Annotated in this window: 15 protein-coding genes; 6 read left to right on the plus strand and 9 right to left on the minus strand. The window is 71.3% G+C overall.

Annotation, left to right across the window (positions count from 1 at the left end; genetic code table 11):
• Positions 1 to 18: 18 nt before the first annotated feature.
• From H7I57_RS03850 to eccCb, 6 genes are all read right to left on the minus strand, one after another.
• Positions 19 to 936: an alpha/beta hydrolase gene (locus H7I57_RS03850; RefSeq protein WP_264021982.1), complete on the minus strand. Its 918-nt coding sequence runs from the start codon at positions 934 to 936 to the stop codon at positions 19 to 21.
• 96 nt (positions 937 to 1,032) lie between these two features.
• The gene (locus H7I57_RS03855) at positions 1,033 to 2,343 is read right to left on the minus strand and encodes a helix-turn-helix domain-containing protein (protein ID WP_264021983.1); all 1,311 of its coding nucleotides are present in this window, start codon (positions 2,341 to 2,343) and stop codon (positions 1,033 to 1,035) included.
• A gap of 136 nt (positions 2,344 to 2,479) precedes the next feature.
• Positions 2,480 to 2,776: a WXG100 family type VII secretion target gene (locus tag H7I57_RS03860; protein WP_264021984.1), complete on the minus strand. Its 297-nt coding sequence runs from the start codon at positions 2,774 to 2,776 to the stop codon at positions 2,480 to 2,482.
• 10 nt (positions 2,777 to 2,786) lie between these two features.
• The gene (locus H7I57_RS03865; protein WP_264021985.1) at positions 2,787 to 3,119 is read right to left on the minus strand and encodes a WXG100 family type VII secretion target; all 333 of its coding nucleotides are present in this window, start codon (positions 3,117 to 3,119) and stop codon (positions 2,787 to 2,789) included.
• A 73-nt stretch (positions 3,120 to 3,192) separates the two neighbouring features.
• Positions 3,193 to 4,347: a type VII secretion-associated protein gene (locus tag H7I57_RS03870; protein WP_264021986.1), complete on the minus strand. Its 1,155-nt coding sequence runs from the start codon at positions 4,345 to 4,347 to the stop codon at positions 3,193 to 3,195.
• Positions 4,329 to 7,652, minus strand: coding sequence for a type VII secretion protein EccCb (gene eccCb, locus H7I57_RS03875; protein WP_443678326.1), 3,324 nt, complete (start codon positions 7,650 to 7,652; stop codon positions 4,329 to 4,331). Before eccCb ends, H7I57_RS03870 begins: the two co-directional genes overlap by 19 nt.
• Before the next feature lie 134 nt (positions 7,653 to 7,786).
• On the opposite strand from eccCb, the gene eccD reads away from it, so the two are divergent.
• Positions 7,787 to 9,100, plus strand: coding sequence for a type VII secretion integral membrane protein EccD (gene eccD / locus H7I57_RS03880; protein WP_264021988.1), 1,314 nt, complete (start codon positions 7,787 to 7,789; stop codon positions 9,098 to 9,100).
• The gene (gene mycP / locus H7I57_RS03885) at positions 9,097 to 10,455 is read left to right on the plus strand and encodes a type VII secretion-associated serine protease mycosin (RefSeq protein ID WP_264021989.1); all 1,359 of its coding nucleotides are present in this window, start codon (positions 9,097 to 9,099) and stop codon (positions 10,453 to 10,455) included. Before eccD ends, mycP begins: the two co-directional genes overlap by 4 nt.
• Here the strand turns inward: mycP and eccB are convergent.
• Positions 10,420 to 11,817, minus strand: coding sequence for a type VII secretion protein EccB (gene eccB / locus H7I57_RS03890; RefSeq protein ID WP_264021990.1), 1,398 nt, complete (start codon positions 11,815 to 11,817; stop codon positions 10,420 to 10,422). The two genes, mycP and eccB, sit on opposite strands and share 36 nt — an antisense overlap.
• 44 nt (positions 11,818 to 11,861) lie before the next feature.
• On the minus strand, positions 11,862 to 12,413 hold the full coding sequence (locus H7I57_RS03895; RefSeq protein ID WP_264022108.1) for a CGNR zinc finger domain-containing protein: 552 nt from the start codon (positions 12,411 to 12,413) through the stop codon (positions 11,862 to 11,864).
• Positions 12,414 to 12,500: 87 nt separating this feature from the next.
• Between H7I57_RS03895 and H7I57_RS03900 the strand changes: the two genes are divergently transcribed.
• The 4 genes from H7I57_RS03900 (at position 12,501) to H7I57_RS03915 (ending at position 15,661) form a co-directional block, all read left to right on the plus strand.
• Positions 12,501 to 13,562 carry an EamA family transporter gene (locus H7I57_RS03900; protein ID WP_264021991.1) on the plus strand — a complete coding sequence of 354 codons (1,062 nt, stop codon included), beginning with the start codon at positions 12,501 to 12,503 and terminating at the stop codon, positions 13,560 to 13,562.
• 28 nt (positions 13,563 to 13,590) lie between these two features.
• A complete protein-coding gene (locus H7I57_RS03905) occupies positions 13,591 to 14,223 on the plus strand; it encodes a cutinase family protein (protein ID WP_264022109.1) in 633 nt (210 codons plus the stop codon).
• Between the two features lie 86 nt (positions 14,224 to 14,309).
• Positions 14,310 to 14,915, plus strand: a complete 606-nt coding sequence (locus H7I57_RS03910) for a cutinase family protein (protein ID WP_264022110.1) — start codon at positions 14,310 to 14,312, stop codon at positions 14,913 to 14,915.
• A 62-nt stretch (positions 14,916 to 14,977) separates the two neighbouring features.
• Positions 14,978 to 15,661: a cutinase family protein gene (locus H7I57_RS03915; protein ID WP_264022111.1), complete on the plus strand. Its 684-nt coding sequence runs from the start codon at positions 14,978 to 14,980 to the stop codon at positions 15,659 to 15,661.
• Here H7I57_RS03915 and truA read toward each other — a convergent pair.
• Positions 15,658 to 16,569 carry a tRNA pseudouridine(38-40) synthase TruA gene (truA, locus tag H7I57_RS03920; RefSeq protein ID WP_372510116.1) on the minus strand — a complete coding sequence of 304 codons (912 nt, stop codon included), beginning with the start codon at positions 16,567 to 16,569 and terminating at the stop codon, positions 15,658 to 15,660. The two genes, H7I57_RS03915 and truA, sit on opposite strands and share 4 nt — an antisense overlap.
• Between the last annotated feature and the right edge of the window lie 7 nt (positions 16,570 to 16,576).

The following is a 16,576-nucleotide window of genomic DNA, read 5'->3' on the forward strand; positions in this document are numbered from 1 at the left end:
ACGTCGACTCGCTGATGGTCACGGTCGATGCGCTTGCACCGCCACCGTCCTGACCGTCTCCCGCATCGTCGTCCGCAGCTGGGTCAGGCCCGGCTCCTCGATCGGATAGTGACCGCAGTTCTCCAGCATGACGAGTTTCGTCGGTCCCGAAATACGTTGCAGGAAGCGAATACTCAACTCCGGCGGGGTCCATGTGTCGGGCGCGACAAGCGTGACAGGCGCGGCAGCGAAGGACTCGGGCGCGGTGTGGCTGTAGTTCATCCAGCCGGCCACGAACCCCAGCGGGACGCTGACGCCGCCGCCGCGCGGGTCGGATGCGCACAATCGCGACAACCGCGGGTCGGTGCTCATCTGGGTCATGTCGGCCAGCCAGCGGATGGGTAGCCGGAGGCGCCCGACGACGGGGTCGATCGCGCGCAGCAGTGCCGGAGCGGGGCGGCCCATCCACGCGAACCGGGTGGCAGCGGCGCGGGCCGCAGGGTCGGACATGTCGAGCAGGCAGGTCGCCACCACGGCGGCGACGAGTTCGGTCCGCGCGGCGACCTCATAGGCCAGCATGCCGCCCATGCTGGCGCCGAACAGGATCAGCGGGCGCGGGTCGGCGGCGCGCTCCGCGCGGGCGAGGTCGCACAGCAACTCGACCCAGTCGTCGTAGCGGACGGTCGATGGGTGGGGCTCCTCGGTGTCGCCATAGAGCGGCAGGTCGGGGGCGAGCACGTCGACGCCCTCACCGGCCGCGACGGCGGCCGCGGGCCAGAGTGCGCCGCTGTAGCCGCCGCCGCCGTGGATCACCATGACACGCACCGCGGCTTCGGGTACGGCGGCCCTGGCGATGTGGACCCGCCGCCCCCGCCACTGCCACCACGTGCTGCTCGGCGCCGTCATGTCGGCGGTGTAGGCGGCGGGGACGAAAGCCGAGTAATCGCGAAAGTCCATGGGTCCATCGTGGATCCCCGCATTACCTTGACAACTCGCGTTCGACACCACCGTCTGCCCGGGTCAGGGCCGTGGCGCGGCATGCTGCTCAGGTTCTCAGCCGAGTTCGAAGTCCAGGCCCGCGAGGTGCCCGCCCGCCTGCGCCCGCGCCACCGCGTTGAGTCCGGCGCTGTCCCGCAGCTCCCGCCAGCCGTCCCGGTCGTCGCGGCCCTCGGGCAACTCGAGCCAGCGCCGCAGCAGTCCCGGCCGCCCCTGCCTGCTCTCGGCGAGGACCGCGCCGCGCAGCGTCGCCGACAGCTGGGTGCGCAACCGCGCGATCGCCGGTGACACCGACTGCGTCAGCAGCGGGCCCGGATAGCGGGCGAGCGCGGACTCGACGTCGCCGGCGTCGAGTGCGTCGAAGACCTCGCCGATGTCGCTGGTGATCGGCACCAGCAACCGGTAGGGACGCGACCCCAGGTTCTCGGCGCCGACGACCTTGCGCAGCCGGGACATCTCGGCGCGCACCGTGACCACGTCGAGGTCCTTGTCGTCCAGCAGCACGGCCAGGTGGTCTGCCGACAGTCCCTCCGGATGCCTGCTCAGCAACACCAGGATGTCGGCGTGGCGACCGGTCAGGTGGGCCGCCCGCAGATGGCCGTAGCTGTCGGTGGTCACCCAGCGGGGGCGGTCGCCGCCGAGCACGACCAGATGCGGCTTGCGGGTTGCGGGTTCGGCGGCGACGCCCGCCACCCGCAGCAACGCGAGGTGGTTCTCGACGGCCACCGCGGTCGCGCGCACCAGCGCCAGTGTCTGCGAGGTCGCCACCTGCGTGCCGCCCGTCAGGTCGATCGCGCCGAGCAACGCGCCGGTGGTCGGGTCGTGCACGGGTGCCGCGGTGCAACTCCACGGCTGGACCACGCGCGAGAAGTGTTCCGACCCGTGGATCTGCAGCTCGCGGTCCAGCGCCAGCGCGGTGCCAGGCGCGTTGGTCCCGGCGCCGCGTTCGCTCCAGTCGGCTCCGGGAACGAAGTTCATCGCCTCGGCCTTGCGGCATGCCGTCGGGTCACCCTCGACCCACAGCAGCGTGCCGTCGGCGGCGCTGACCGCGACGACGACGCCGGAGTGGGCCGCGTCGTCGACGAGGAGGCGACGGATGACGGGCAGCGCGGGCGCCAGCGGATGCGTCTCCCGCAGCCGCTCGACCGCGGTGAGGGCGGCCGCGGCGCGGGCACCGTCCAGGTCGGGATCGACACCGCCGGCCAGGCTGCGCTGCCAACTCTGCGCGACGACCGGGCGCACCGCGTTCGAGTTCAGGTAGGTGGCGTCGACCTCACCGGCGACGAACAGTTCGTGGACCGCACGCAACCGCGAGGGCGACGGGCTGGCGCCCTGTCGTTCCTTCGGACTTGCCACCGTTGCGTTCACGCTCCTGACCGTGGACTGTGCCGGCCATCACACCTGGCGCCACCATAGCCCAAACCGGGCGAAGACAGTGACTGTGCGGCCCCCGTTCGGCTCCCCTCCGTCCGGGGGCCGCACAGACTGTGGTGGGGCCGTGTCTCTACAGGCCCCAGGCGCTGGCTGCGCTGCGGTCGGTGGCGGCGACGTCGTCGGCGCCGTCGCGTACCGCGTTGCCCAGGCTGAACAGGATGTGGTTGAGCGCCCCGACGGCCTGCTCCCAGCGGGTCTGCTCGACGCGGTAGGCCTCGGCCGCCTCGCGCGTCCAGGTCGACTGCAACGGGGTGATCTGTGCCCGGAGGTCGTCCAGCACCGCGTTCAGCCGCGTTGACGTGGAGTGGATGTCCTGGCGGACGGTGTATTCGATCTCGGCGAAGTCGTAGGAAAGCGTGGGGTCCATCAGATGCTCCTCAGAGGTTGGTGGCGACGGAACCGATGCGCTGCGAGTGGCTGTCGGTGGCCTCCCGCAGGATGCGCTCGTTGTCCCGGATGGTCTCCGAGATGCGTTGCAGCGCGGCGTTCAACTTCAGCGACTCGGCGTTCCACCGCTCCACGACGTCGCGAAAGCGCGCAGCGGCCACGCCGCCCCACACCGAGAGCGGGACACTGCTCATCCTGCCGATGAACGACTGCAGCAGCGCCCGGATCTCGTCGTTGCGGGCGTCGGTCTTGCCCGCGACCGAGATCATCAGGTCGAGGTCGGTGGTGAGCGCTGGGCCCGAGGGCCCGGACGGGGTCGTCATCGCGATCCTTTCGTGTCTGCACAAGCGGTATGTAGGTAGGACGCGGCGGTAAGCAGTTCGGTTCCATGCGATTTCAGCCCACCACGTGCGCCGACCGGACGGCGCGCGCACACACATCGTCGATCGTGGCGCGGTGGGCAGCTGCGCTCTGACAGCCGATGGCGATGCGGACCTCACCGTCGATCACCACGGCCCAGTCGGTCTCACTGTCCCTCCGAACCTCGCGGTAGGTCACCGCGGGCCTGCCGCCGACGCTGCCGCCGGGATCGAAGTCGGCGAACACCCCGGCGGGTTCGGATTCGAATGCGCGCCGCAGCGATTCGGCGACATCGGCCATCGTCGCCGGCGCCGCGCCGACAGACTGCGTGATGTGAAGAGCGGTCCGGTCGCCCGAGGGCGCCGACACCCGCAGCCGGGCCGATCCGGGCCCCGAAGTGACGCGCTCCACCGTCCACTGCGCGGGTACCAGGATTTCGACGCGGCCCTCGACCAGTACTGCCGTGGGCGAATCGGCCCGGTTCTGGCCTGACAGCCCCTGCGCTGCCCATCCCCCGCCGAGTGCCGCCACCGACAGCAGGACGCCGGTGAGCACTGCGGTCGCCCGACGCCGCGAGCGCTCATCCGCGGCCCCGGCCGGTGCGGATTGCGGCAACACACCGGTCACGGCGTGCACCACTCGGCGGCGGTCGGCGTGCGTCACGGGGATGCCTGCGGCGCGAAGCCGAGCGAACAGCGCCGGTGCCGGCCTGGCAACACCTGCGGGCACATCGACGAGCACCTCGGCCGCGGCGCCCAGGTGGGCCGCGAGGTCGCGGTCACCGCGGGGCAGTACCTCGATCTCGGAGGCGGGTGATGCGACGACCGCGAACTCCTCGGAGAACTCCACCACCGTGGCTGCGCTGTTCACGGCGCCCAGCATCGAGGCTCGTTGCAGCACAACGACTTCAGCGGCCACACCGCGGGCCGAGTCGGTGACCAGCTCGACGCGCGCCGTCGACCACCACGTGGGAACGACGAGGACCAGCGTCTCGCCGCGCGCTGCGGCGACCACGTCGAGGAGGTCGCTCCACAGCCGCCGCACCTCGACCGGCCGTTCGTCGAGCAGCGCGAGCCGATCGTCGATGCATTCGATGGCGGCCGAGATCCAATCCCGCGGGCCGCTGTTGGGCCCTCGGACGGTCTGCGGGCCGACCTCGACCACGGCGGGGTTCACGGTGGATCGACCCACCCGACCTGCAGCAGTTCGTCGGGTCTGCCACGCACGATCAGCGTGCCACGTCCCGCGGGCAGCGGGCCCGGCCGGGTGGTGCCGAGCAACACGCCCTCGTCGGGGGCGGCGCTCATCATCAGACCCGCGCAGCCCATGTCTCGGAGCCGGGCGAGAACGGGATCGAACATCGCCCGGGCGGCGCCACCGGAGCGACGTGCCACCACAACGTGCAGCCCGAGATCCTTGGCGTGCGGCAGGAAGTCGGCGAGCGGTGTCAGCGGGTTTCCGGTGGCCCCCGCGACCAGGTCGTAGTCGTCGACGACGACGTAAATCTCCGGCCCTTCCCACCAGCTGCGGTCCCGCAGTTGCCGCTGGGTGACGTGTTCGTCGGGCAGCCTGGCGTGCAGCCGGTCCGTCAGCGATGCCATTCGCGAGGTCAGCGCGACGCTGGACACCGAGTAGCCGGCGAGATGCTCGGATTCGATGAGACCCAGCATCGCGCGGCGGAAGTCGACGATCTCCAGCTGCGCGTCGCCGGGGCGGCGGGTCCGTACGATCTCGGTGCACAGCAGGCGCAACAGCGCCGACTTGCCGCACTCGTTGTCCCCGAGTACCAGCAGGTGCGGGTGTTCGGCGAAATCGACTGCCACCGGTGCCAATTCACGTTCACCGAGTCCCAGGACCACCTCGCCCCGGCGGATCGGCGGTGCCGCCGCAACCAGGGCGCGGTGCTCCACATGTGCGGGGAGCAGCGCGACCGGCGGGGCCGCTGGGCCGCCTCGCCGCTTCACGGGTTCGGCAGGAGGTGAGGCGATGACCATCTCGCGGCCCTCACAGGTGATGCCCCGCCCCGGCGGGAGGTGGATCAGTTCGCGGGCCCGCCTGCGATCCATCTCCGAATCGGCGGGGTCGCCCAGTCTCAGTTCGATGCGGGTGCCGATCTGGTCTTTCAGCGCCGGTCGCAGATCAGCCCATCGGGCCGCGGCGATCATCACGTGGATGCCGTACGACAACCCCTGTGCGGCCAGCGCGGTGATCGGCCCCTCCAGGCTGTCGAACTCCTGGCGAACCGTCGCCCACCCGTCGATCACCAGGAACACGTCGCCATAGGGATCGTCGCCCATTTCTGGGACGGTGGCGCGCAGCGCGCGGTACTCGGCGAACGAGGCGACGCCGAGGCGCCGGAACGCCGCTTCACGGTGCCGCAACACCGAGTCCAGCACGGCGACCGTGCGGCGGCACAGGTCGGCGTCGGCGCGGCCGGCCACCGACCCGACGTGGGGCAGGCCGGCGAGCGTCGCCAGGGCTCCGCCACCGAGATCCAGGCAGTAGAACTGGACCACCTCCGCGCCGTGGGTGGCGGCGAGCGCGGAGATCACGGTGCGCAGCGTGGTCGACTTGCCTGCCCCCGTCGCGCCCACGACCGCGATATTGCCTGCGGCTCCGGACAACTCGATGATGTGGCGGTCGTGCCGCTGTTCGAACGGGCAGTCCACCAGGCCGATCGGAACGCGTAGGTGGGCGGCCGCGGGCTCGTTCTGCAACAGCTCCTCGAGACGGGGCGGTCGACCCAGCGGTGGCCACCAGACCCGGTGCGCCGCCGGGCCGCGTCCGGACAGCGCGTGCAGGACCGTGTCCATCAGGGACCGCGGTCTGCTCGCCGGAGCGTCCGGTGGCGACGGGCGGGCGACGCGCGCCGTGGTCGCCGGCGTGAAGAGCTCGACCACCGGCCCGCCGACCGGTGATGCAGGACGCGGTCTTGGGGTGTACCCGGCCGAGACGAACGCGGTCTGGAACCGGGTCACCCTGCCCGAGGCGGTCTTCAGGTAGGCCGCTCCCGGCTGCGTCGGCAGGTGGTAGGCGTCGGCCACGCCGAGTACCGCCCGCGACTCGCTGGCCGAGAACGTCTTCAGGCACACCCGGTAGGAAAGGTGGGTTTCCAGTCCGCGCAGCCTGCCCTCGTCCAGGCGCTGGCTGGCCAACAGCAGGTGCATACCCAGGGAGCGCCCCAACCGTCCGATCGCCACGAACAACTCCGCGAAGTCGGGATGCTGGCTGAGCAACTCGGAGAACTCGTCGACGACGATGAACAGCGCGGGCAGCGGCGGAAGGGTGGGGTTGTGCGTGCGGGCGCGTCCGTACTCGGCGATGTTGACGAGATTGCCCGCCGCCCTGAGGATTTCCTGTCTGCGGTGCACCTCTCCGGCGAGGGCTTCGCGCATCCGGGCCACCAACGGCGCCTCGTCGGCGAGGTTGGTGATGACCGCAGAAACGTGCCGGGCGGTGTCCATGCCGAGGAAGGTGGCGCCCCCCTTGAAGTCGACCAGCACCAGATTGAGCGTCTCGGGTGAATGCGCGGCGATCATCCCGAGCGTCAACGTGCGCAGGAACTCCGACTTGCCCGAACCGGTCGCGCCCACACACAATCCGTGTGGGCCCATGCCGNCGGCGTGGAGGGTCACCGGGGATCCCCGCTCGCCGGCGCAGATCTCGACGACGGTGGTTCCGTCGTCGGGCGCGGGCCCGGCGCCCCCGTCGACGATCACCACCCGAAGCCCGGCGTCGTCGCCGTGGTGCGGCAGCCATTTCAGCCAGTCCCAGGCCTGGCGGGCAGTCGGTGCGGCGGTGACCGCCACCAGGCCGGGCCGATGCAGTGTCGCGAGTTGGCACACCAGCGCGCGCACCACCGCGCGGGCCGGGCCGCGATCGCCGGTGACGGTCAGGCGCGCCGTCGTGTGCAGCGCCACCACGACGGGCACCCCGTCGACGGTCGAGCGGCGATCCACCAGCCTGCGGGCCGCCCCGGTGGTGACGGGGTCGGCGCCTTCGTCGGATGTCAGGTGGGGTGCCACCACCACGGTGGCCGACGGCTGCTCGCCGACGCCGACGCGCACCGAACAGAACTGGGGATGCTCCGGGGTGCGTTCCCACATCCGATCGCCACCGGCCAGTGTCCACAACGTCGCCGGATCCGGGTGGGTCCAGTGCAGCGCCACGTGTTGTTCCGCGGCGGAGTCCGCGAGCGCGCCGTCGAGCGTATCGAGGTAGCGCAGGTATCCGGCGCGTTGGTCGTTGATCTCCGCTGCCCGCCCCGTTCCCCTGGCGCCGTAGGCGAGGGTGCCGACGACCGAGACCAGCATCATGGCGGGAAAGAACAGGAACATCGGATTGCGCGTCGACGCGCTGCCCGAGGTCAGGTACAGCACGCTCATCCCTGCCATCGCCGCGATCATCGCGACGGGCATCAGTCGCGCCATCGGGCTGATCGCCGCCTGCGTCGGCAGCGCGGGCGGGTCGTCGACGACGACCTGGCCGCCCGGCATGACCGGGGGCCCAGACAGCGGCGTACCGAGCAGATCCATTGGTGAGTAGACGCGGCAACCGCCGATCTCGTTCCATCCACAGCCCGACGAAGTTCTGCGTGGGTCCGGCCGCGCGTGGGGTTACGTTGTCTTGCGTGCCGGATACGTTGTGCAGGTTGGCCATCCAGGTGGCGGGGCCGGTGGAGCCGACCGCTGTGGACGTGGTGTTGCCCGCGGACTGTCCGGTTGGCGTGCTGATCCCGCCGGTCGTGGACGCGGCGCTGGGTGATTGTCCACCCGTCACCGATCCGCGACGCTGGTATCTGGTCCGTGTCGGCGGTGATCGTCTCGATACCTCGCTGACGTTGCGGGAGAACGCGGTTCGCGATGGCGACACGATTCTGCTGGCGGCGGCGCCGTTGCCGCCCCCCTCCAGGAGATCCGGAGATCCGAGCGGCGTCGTCGCCGGCGCGGTCGAGCAGGCCCAGGGTGCGGCGCTGCGCGGCGGCGTTGCGGTCGCGGCCTTTGCCGTCACGGTTCTCAGCGCCGCGGCCCTGGTGTGGTCCGGCAGTACCAGCGGGATGTCCGCGCACCTGTGGACCGCGGCCGCCCTGTCGGCGGGCGCCGCGGCGACCATCGTGGTCGGCGGGTCGGCCCGCCTGCTGTCGGTCACCTCGAGCGTGGCCGCGGTGGTCTTCGCGTCGGTGACCGGGGTCCTCGCCGTGCCCGGCGCTCCGTGGGCGCCGACCGTGTTGCTCGCCGCGTCGGCGGGGTGTGCGGTCTCGATTCTGCTGTTGCGCACGGCGTCTCGCGGTACCACCATCCTGACGACGATGACGGCGCTCACGGGCACGGTCGCCGCGGTCGGTGCGATCGGCGTCATCGCGGCGGTGCCGTTCGACGCGGCCGGGGCCGTGCTGACGGTGTTGTCGCTGGGCGGCCTGTCCGCGGCACCGAAGTTGACGGTGGCCGTGGCCGGGCTGGGGCCGTCGCGGCAGGACGTCGGAAGCCGGCGCGCCGCTGTCGCCCATCGTGTGCTGACGGGACTGGTCGCAGGCTGGTCCTGCGGGGCGGTGCTCGGGGTGGCCGCCGTCGCCGTGCATCCGCGGGACGCGCCGGCGGTCGCGGCCCTGTTCTGCGCTGACGTCGCCGTGTTGCTGCTGCTTCGCCGACGAACACATGTCGACACGCGGCGCCGGATCGCGCTGGGCGGCGCAGGAGTCACCGCGGCGCTGGTGGCCGCCACCGTAGTGGTGCGCAATGCGCCGGAACACGCCTATTGGCTGTGCGCGGCCCTCGTCACGGTCGCCATCGCAGCCCTGCACCGAAGGGTCGCTACCACCACGCCGAACCCCGTTGTCCGCCAATGTGTCCAGGTGACCGAGTACGTCGCGCTGGCAGCGGTGGTGCCGTTGGCGGCGTGGGTGACGGGCGTCTACGGCATGGTGCGGGGCCTGGCTCTGCCATGAGGGCGGCCGTGCGCCTGCTGGCGGTGGCGGTCCTGATCGCCGCTCCGGTTGCCACCCCCACCGCGGTCGCCGTGACGCCGCCGCCGCTGGACGACTCCCGGCTGCCCCCGGCGGGTCCGCCCACCCCGCAGCGCCCCACCGCCCAGCGCGACGACTGCGTCGCGGCGCCGCCGGTGTCCCCAACCTCCGCGGCTCCCGGCCAGCTGACGGGTATCGACCTGCCCACGGTGTGGGCGTTGACGCGCGGAGCGGGTCAGACGGTCGCCGTGATCGACACCGGCGTGGCCCGCCATCGGCGCCTGCCGCACCTGGTCCCCGGCGGTGACTACGTCTCGACGCAGGACGGCGCGGCCGACTGTGACGGCCACGGCACGATCGTCGCCGGGATCATCGGCGCAGCCCCGGATTCGGCCGACCCCGCCGCGTTCACCGGTATCGCGCCCGACGCCACCCTTCTCGCGATCCGGCAGTCCAGCAACAAGTTCCGTGCGGTCGACGATCCCGCGGGGTCGGGTTTCGGCGACGTCGAGACGATGGCGTCGGCGGTGCGGACCGCTGCCGATCTGGGCGCGACCGTCATCAACATCTCGTCGGTGGCCTGCCTGCCGGCCGAGGCCGATCTCGATGACCGTGCGCTGGGAGCGGCGCTGGCCTACGCCGTCGACGTCAAGAACGTCGTCGTGGTGACGGCGGCGGGCAACGTCGGCGGTCCCGGCCAGTGTGCCGGCCAGAATCCCCGCGACTCCGCGGACTGGGACGACGTCGCCGTGGTGGTGAGCCCGGCATGGTACGACGACTACGTGCTCACCGTCGGCTCCGTCAGCGCCGACGGAGGTGCGTCGGATTTCACCCTGGCCGGCCCGTGGGTGGACGTCGCGGCGCCGGGAGAGGCGATCGTGTCCCTCGCTCCGGCCGCCGACGGTCTGGTGAACACCACTGCCTCTCAGTCGTTTTCGCCGGGGTCGGCGCCGATCTCGGGAACCAGCTACGCCGCGCCGGTGGTGAGTGCCGTCGCGGCCCTGGTCCGCGCCCGATCTCCGGAACTGACCGCGCGGCAGGTGATGCGGCGCATCGAGGACACCGCCCTTCATCCCGCAGCCGGATGGGATCCCGCGGTCGGCCACGGTGTCGTCGACGCACTCGCGGCCGTCACCGATGCCGGCGCCGCGGGTCATGGCATGGCGTCGGGCGCGCCGGTCCGGATGGCCACCTCCGCGCCTGCGGCGGATCGGACACCCGGACGGACGGCGGTTCAGGGCGCCGTCCTGTGCTTCGCGGTGACGGCGGGCATCGTCGTGGTGTCGTTGTCGATCGGCCGCTTACGGCGACGCGACGAGGCCGTCCCTGGCGACTGACGCGTCGCGGTGGCTGAGTTCGGGGCCGCGCGGCAGGACCGCCAGCACGGGCCACGGCGCAGGCACGGCGGGTCCGTTCAGGCCGAGGGCCACCGCGGTGTCGCCGTCCCGGATTCCGAAGCGCGTTCCCGAATCGGTCACCAGGAAAAGCGAATTCGAGCCCGGACCGCCGCCGGTGAGCCCGACCGAGCGGACGAACACGCTTCGGCCGGCGGGCACCGAGACGGCATCGACCGCGGGACCGTCGGCGTCGGCCTGCGCCAGCGCAACCGGGTGCCCGGTCGCCGGTGTGGCGTGACCGACGAGGACAGTGCTGCCGGAGGCGCGTCCCGCCTGCCATCGAGCGCAGACGACGGGCTCGTCGGTCACACCGCCGTGTTCGGGGAACGTCGCGACGGGCAGGATGTCGAGAACGGGCAGGGTGCCGATGGCGGCGGGGGCCACCGTGGGGATCTGCTCACCGACGCGCGAGTCGGTGTAGCGGATCAGGTCTGCGGCGACCTCGCCGATGCGCTGGACCCCGTCGGCGAGGACCACGAAATGGTCGGCAGCACTTCCTGAGTCGGCAGTCGTCCGGGGCACCTTCACCACGGAGCCCACCGGGTGACCGCCTAGCGACCGGGGTCCCGGTGTGCCAACTGCGGGGATGTGCGGTGGCACGATCTGCGGCGCTTCGGGTATCGCCGACAGCACCGCAGCCGAAACCGGACGCGGCACGACACCGTCGAGTCGCAGCGCGCGGACCACGGCGTGATGGCGCAGGTCCACCCGGGCACGCCGATCGCCGTACAGCAGGTAGGTGGCGGCGGCGCCCGCACCGCGCGGCGTCACCAGCACGCCGGGTCCCGGTCTCACCGCGCCGTCGGCCGGCGGCCCGGCGATGACGGTGGTGGTCCCGCGGGCGTCGTCACACACCGTCCACGCGGACTCCGCCGGCCCCAGTGGCGTCGGGATCGCCTCCGGCGCACCGGGGATGCCCACCTGGGGCCCGCGGGGCGCGCGGTGGACGGCCCGCCGACCGACGACGCGCGGGTCCGCCGGTGTGCCCACGATCAGCCGCGCCGACGCGAGGTTGAACACCGGATGCAGGGTGTCGCCGATCTTCACGTACAACGCACCGGTTTCGCGGACCATGACGATGGACGCGTCACCCAACTCGCCGGACGGCCGCACCACGGCAAGGACCGCACAGATCGCGAGGGCGATGGCCGCGAGTACTGCGCCCGCCGCCAGTGAAAGCGATTGCGCGCGAGGCGGATCGTCGAGCATCCGGGTGTCGCCGCGCAGCAACGCGTGCTCCATCCGGCGCACCAGAAACCGGTACCCGCTGACATGCAGACGCGTTGTCGGTTGTCCAGGCATCTCTCCCCCTCCGTCAGCGTAACGGCGGTGCGGGAGTGCTCAGTTCACTTGTTGGAGCGGCGTTCGCGGTACGCGGCGACGTGCTGGCGATTGCCGCAGTTGCCGGTGTCGCAGAACTTCCCCGAGCGGTTGCGGGACAGGTCGACCAACACGGCGTGGCAGTCGGGCGCGGCGCAGATCTTGAGCCGCCGCAATTCGCCCCAACGGATCAGGTCCGCCAGTGCCATCGCCATCTCCGCACCCATCCGCTGCCACAGCGGGTCGTGGACCGAGGCGAGGTGCAGATGCCACTCCGGCATCTCGGGGTGCCGCGTCAGCCACGGCGCCGCTCGGGTGTCCGACAGCAGCGCATTGACCTGTCCGACGGCGCGCTCCTCGTCGTCGGCGGCCTCCCAGATCCTGCCGAGGCGGGCCCGCAGCTGATGGACCGACTCGAGTTCGGCCGCGTCGTGGTCGCGGCGGCCGGTCCAGCCGAAGCCGTCCAGGTATGCGTCGAGCGCGGCGAGGTCGGGGAGTTGCTCGCCGTCGACGCGGTCGCTGTTGATCAGCAAACACGCCGCCCGCAACGTGAGGTCGGTGTCATGATTGAAAAGCATTTGACTCATGACCCCCTTTCCGGATAGCGTCATGATCAAAGTTGATTTTACTCATTACATCACTGCTGACATCGTTGGAGGTGGCCCATGGCCGCGAATCTCGCGCACGCGTCGAACGAGCGCACGGGCGCAGGCCACTTTCGCATGGGCCTACTCTTCGCGATCGGATCGGCGTTCGCCTTCGGATCGTCGGGACCGTTCGCGAAATCGCTGATGGAGGCCGGTTGGAGCCCGACCGCGGCTGTCACCGCGCGGTTGGCGGGCGGCGCCCTCGCGATGGCCGTTTTCGCCTCGGTGGTGCGCCCCGGCTGGATCCGGGAGGCGCGCACGCATGCGCGCACCGTGGTGCTGTACGGACTCGCGCCGATCGCCGGTGCTCAGCTCTTCTACTACAACGCCGTCTCCCAGTTGTCGGTCGGCGTCGCATTGCTGCTCGAGTACACCGCGCCGATCCTCGTCGTGGGCTGGCTGTGGGCGACCACGCGCCGGCGGCCCACCGCCCTGACGCTCGGCGGCGTGGCGCTCGCGGTGGCCGGAATCATGCTGGTGCTCGGGATTCTCGGGCCGGGCGGGATCTCCGGTGCCGACATCAACCTCGCCGGCGTCGGATGGGGTCTGGCGGCCGCGGTCTGCGCGGCCTGCTACTTCCTGATGTCGGACAAGGTCGGCGGGCAGGGTCCGGACGGACAGGCAGGGCTGCACCCGATCACGCTCGCCGCAGGCGGCCTGATCGTTGGCGCGGCGACGGTGAGCCTGCTCGGCGTGGCCGGCGTGATGCCGCTGACGTTCACCGCGTCCGACGCCGTCATCGCGGGCTGGACCACCTCGTGGCTGGTGCCCGTCGTCGCGCTGGCGCTGATCCCGACGGCGATCGCCTACACGCTGGGGATCGTCGGGATCGCCCGGCTGCGGCCGAGGTTCGCATCCCTGGTCGGGCTGTCCGAGGTGATGTTCGCGGTGCTGGCGGCGTGGGTGCTGCTCGGCGAGGCCGTCACCGCGATGCAGGCCGTCGGCGGCGCGGTCGTCCTCGTCGGGCTCGCGCTGGCCCGCCAGGGCGACCGCAGCGAGCAGTTCCAGCCGGCCGACGCGGCATCGTGGCCGGACGCGCCCGTCGCCGAGCTAGCATCGTCGGGTGAAGACCGATCTTGATGCCCGCCCGAACCGCAGGTTCGCCCGAATGGTGTCGCTGGCGGCGGCCGTGCTCACCGTCGGTGCGCTGCTCGTCGCTCCGGCAGTGTCAGCACCCACCGCACGCGCGCAGGGCTGTCCCGACATCGAGGTGGTGTTTGCCCGCGGCACCGACGAATCGGCCGGCCTCGGCCGCGTGGGATCGGCCTTCGTCGACTCGCTGCGGGGCCGTGTCGGGAACCGCTCGGTGGGCGCCTACGCCGTCAACTACCCGGCGACCTTCGACTTCCTGGCCGCGGCCGGCGGCGCCAACGACGCCAGCGCCCACATCCAGTACATGATGGCCAACTGCCCGGCCACCAGGCTGGTGCTGGGCGGGTACTCGCAGGGCGCGGCGGTGATCGACGTGATCGCGGCGGTGCCGGTCCCCGGCGTCGGATTCACCAACCCACTGCCGCCCAACACCCCCGATTTCGTCGCCGCGATCGCCGTGTTCGGCAATCCCTCGGCCAAGGTGGGCCTGCCGCTGACGGTTAGCCCGGTGTGGGGTTCGCGCTCCATCGATCTGTGCACCTTCAATGACCCGGTGTGCTCGCCGGGCGACGACATCGCCGCACACAGCAACTACGTATCCGCGGGCCTGACGAACCAGGCCGCCGCCTTCGTCGCGGGACGGCTGTGATGGGCCGTCCGTTAAGGTGTCTTGTGACTTCCGATCGCCTCAGCCGCCGGATTCTGGCGGCAGCCTCCGCTGTCGCAGCCGTCCCGATGGCCGCCACCCTGGTGATGCCCGCGACCGCCGCCGCGCAACCGTGCCCCGACGTGGAGGTGGTGTTCGCCCGCGGAACCAGTGAGCCCCCGGGTGTCGGCCGAGTCGGCCAGGCACTCGCGAATGCACTGATACCGCAGCTCGGCGGCCGGACCGTCGGGACGTACGGCGTCAACTATCCCGCCAGCTACGACTTCCTCAACACGGCCGTCGGTGCGGCCGATGCCACCAATCGCATCGCGGTGATGGCACAGCAGTGCCCCGGTACCCGGATCGTGCTCGGCGGCTACTCGCAGGGCGCGGCGGTGGTCGACATGCTCGCGGGCGTGCCACCGCTGGGGAACAAAGTGGGCAACATCGGTTCGGCACCACCGCTGCCCGGCGGCCTCAGCGGGAACGTCGCTGCGGTCGCGGTCTTCGGCAATCCGGCAACGAAGTTCGGGAATCCGGTCTCGGCCGCAGGCTCGTTCGCGGGCAAGGCGATAGATCTGTGCGCCGACGGCGACCCGATTTGCTCGGACGGCCGAAACCCCTTCGCACACACGAACTACGAATCCTCGCCGTTCGTCGCGCAGGCCGCCGGGTTCGCGGCCGGTCGCATCTGACCGATCCGCGCGCGTCACGTCCTGCATGCTCAACGGTGGGACGGCTGTTGCCTGCTGTGGCTATGATCGGCGGGGTGATTCGCAAATTGACGGTCGCGGTCGTTCTCGCCGCACTCGCGCTGGTCGCTCCGGCGGCGATTCCGGACGCCGCCGCACCGATTCTGCCCGTCGCCTCTGCCGCCCCCTGTCCCCAGGTGGAGTTGATCTTCGCCCGTGGACGGATCGAGTCCCCGGGCGCCGGTCAGATCGGCAACGCACTCGTCGGAGCCCTGCGGAACAAGACCGGCAAGGACATCGACATGTACGCGGTGGAGTATCCCGCCGACACCGAGGTCGACATCGGCGCCAATGACATGAGCCAGCGCATCGCGTACATGACGGCCAACTGCCCCGACACCCGCCTGGTGCTCGGCGGCTACTCGCTGGGCGCCGCGGTCACCGATGTGGTGATCGCGGTGCCTATCGCCGCGTTCGGCTTCAAGAATCCGATGCCGGACGGGGCCGACCGGCACATCGCGGCGGTCGCGCTGTTCGGCAACGGCAGCAGCTGGGTCGGCCCGATCGCCAACTTCACCAACCCGGCGCTGCGCGACCGCATCATCGAGCTGTGCCACGGTGACGACCCGATCTGCAATCCCACGGCGCCGGAGAACTGGCAGGACTACTGGCCCGCGCATCTGGCCCCCGCCTACATCGGCGCGGGCATGGTGAACCAGGCCGCCGACTTCATCGTGAGCAGGCTCTAGCCGAGCTCCTCGACGGTCCGCACATCCCGGGTGACGAGGTTGCGCGCGGCGAGTTCGCCGTCGGGCGGATAGTCCACCCCGACCAGTGTCAGCCCCCGCGCCGGTGCGGCGGCGAAGTCGCTGGAGCGCCGCGTCGCGGTGAGCAGCGCCGCGCACCATGACGGTTCGCGACGATGCTCGCCGACCGCGAGCAGTGCCCCGACCAGCGACCGCACCATGTTCCAGCAGAACGCATCCGCGCTGACGCGCACCTCGATCCGGTGCCCGTCGCGTGTGCAGTCGACCCGCTGCAGGTCCCTGATGGTCGTCGCGCCGTCTCGATGTCGGCAGAACGCGGCGAAGTCGTGCAGCCCCAGCAGTTCCCGTGCCGCCGCGGCCATCGCGTCGACATCCAGCTGCCGCGGCCAGGCGGTCACGAACCGTGCTTCATGTGGCTCGACGCCGTACGGGGCCGTCGACAAGCGGTAGACGTAATGGCGCCGCAACGCGGAGAACCGTGCGTCGAATCCCGGTGCGGCACGGCTGATCCCGAACACCCGGACGTCCTCGGGTAGCAGCTTGGCGAGCCGGCGCACCAGGGGGCCGAACTCGGTGTCCTGCGCACGAACCATGCGGGGGTAGGCGTGGGGCAATGCGTCGACCGGGACGTCGACGTGGGCGACCTGCGCGGTGGCATGGACGCCGGCGTCGGTCCGGCCCGCCGCACGCGCCTGCACCGGCACCCGGAACACCGTCGACAGTGCCTCGTCGATGACCCCGGCCACCGTGCGCTGCCCGACCTGGGTCGCCCACCCGGCGAAGTCGGTTCCGTCGTAGGCAATGTCCAGGCGGAGACGAATCACCGGGCGAGCGGAGCGACGGGATAATGAATCATGCCCGCCACCGGAATCGATGGCGGGCATGGTCACAGCGTTA

Source organism: Mycolicibacterium pyrenivorans (assembly GCF_025821625.1).
In the GTDB taxonomy this organism is placed as follows: Bacteria; Actinomycetota; Actinomycetes; order Mycobacteriales; family Mycobacteriaceae; genus Mycobacterium; species Mycobacterium pyrenivorans.

Coding starts and splice junctions, on each gene's coding strand:
- H7I57_RS03850 (WP_264021982.1), bottom strand. CDS start 936: ATGGACTTTCGCGATTACTCGGCTTTCGTCCCCGCCGCCTACACCGCC.
- H7I57_RS03860 (WP_264021984.1), bottom strand. CDS start 2,776: ATGGACCCCACGCTTTCCTACGACTTCGCCGAGATCGAATACACCGTC.
- H7I57_RS03865 (WP_264021985.1), bottom strand. CDS start 3,119: ATGACGACCCCGTCCGGGCCCTCGGGCCCAGCGCTCACCACCGACCTC.
- mycP (WP_264021989.1), top strand. CDS start 9,097: ATGAGGGCGGCCGTGCGCCTGCTGGCGGTGGCGGTCCTGATCGCCGCT.
- eccB (WP_264021990.1), bottom strand. CDS start 11,817: ATGCCTGGACAACCGACAACGCGTCTGCATGTCAGCGGGTACCGGTTT.
- H7I57_RS03895 (WP_264022108.1), bottom strand. CDS start 12,413: ATGCTTTTCAATCATGACACCGACCTCACGTTGCGGGCGGCGTGTTTG.
- H7I57_RS03900 (WP_264021991.1), top strand. CDS start 12,501: ATGGCCGCGAATCTCGCGCACGCGTCGAACGAGCGCACGGGCGCAGGC.
- H7I57_RS03905 (WP_264022109.1), top strand. CDS start 13,591: ATGGTGTCGCTGGCGGCGGCCGTGCTCACCGTCGGTGCGCTGCTCGTC.
- H7I57_RS03910 (WP_264022110.1), top strand. CDS start 14,310: ATGGCCGCCACCCTGGTGATGCCCGCGACCGCCGCCGCGCAACCGTGC.
- H7I57_RS03915 (WP_264022111.1), top strand. CDS start 14,978: ATGATCGGCGGGGTGATTCGCAAATTGACGGTCGCGGTCGTTCTCGCC.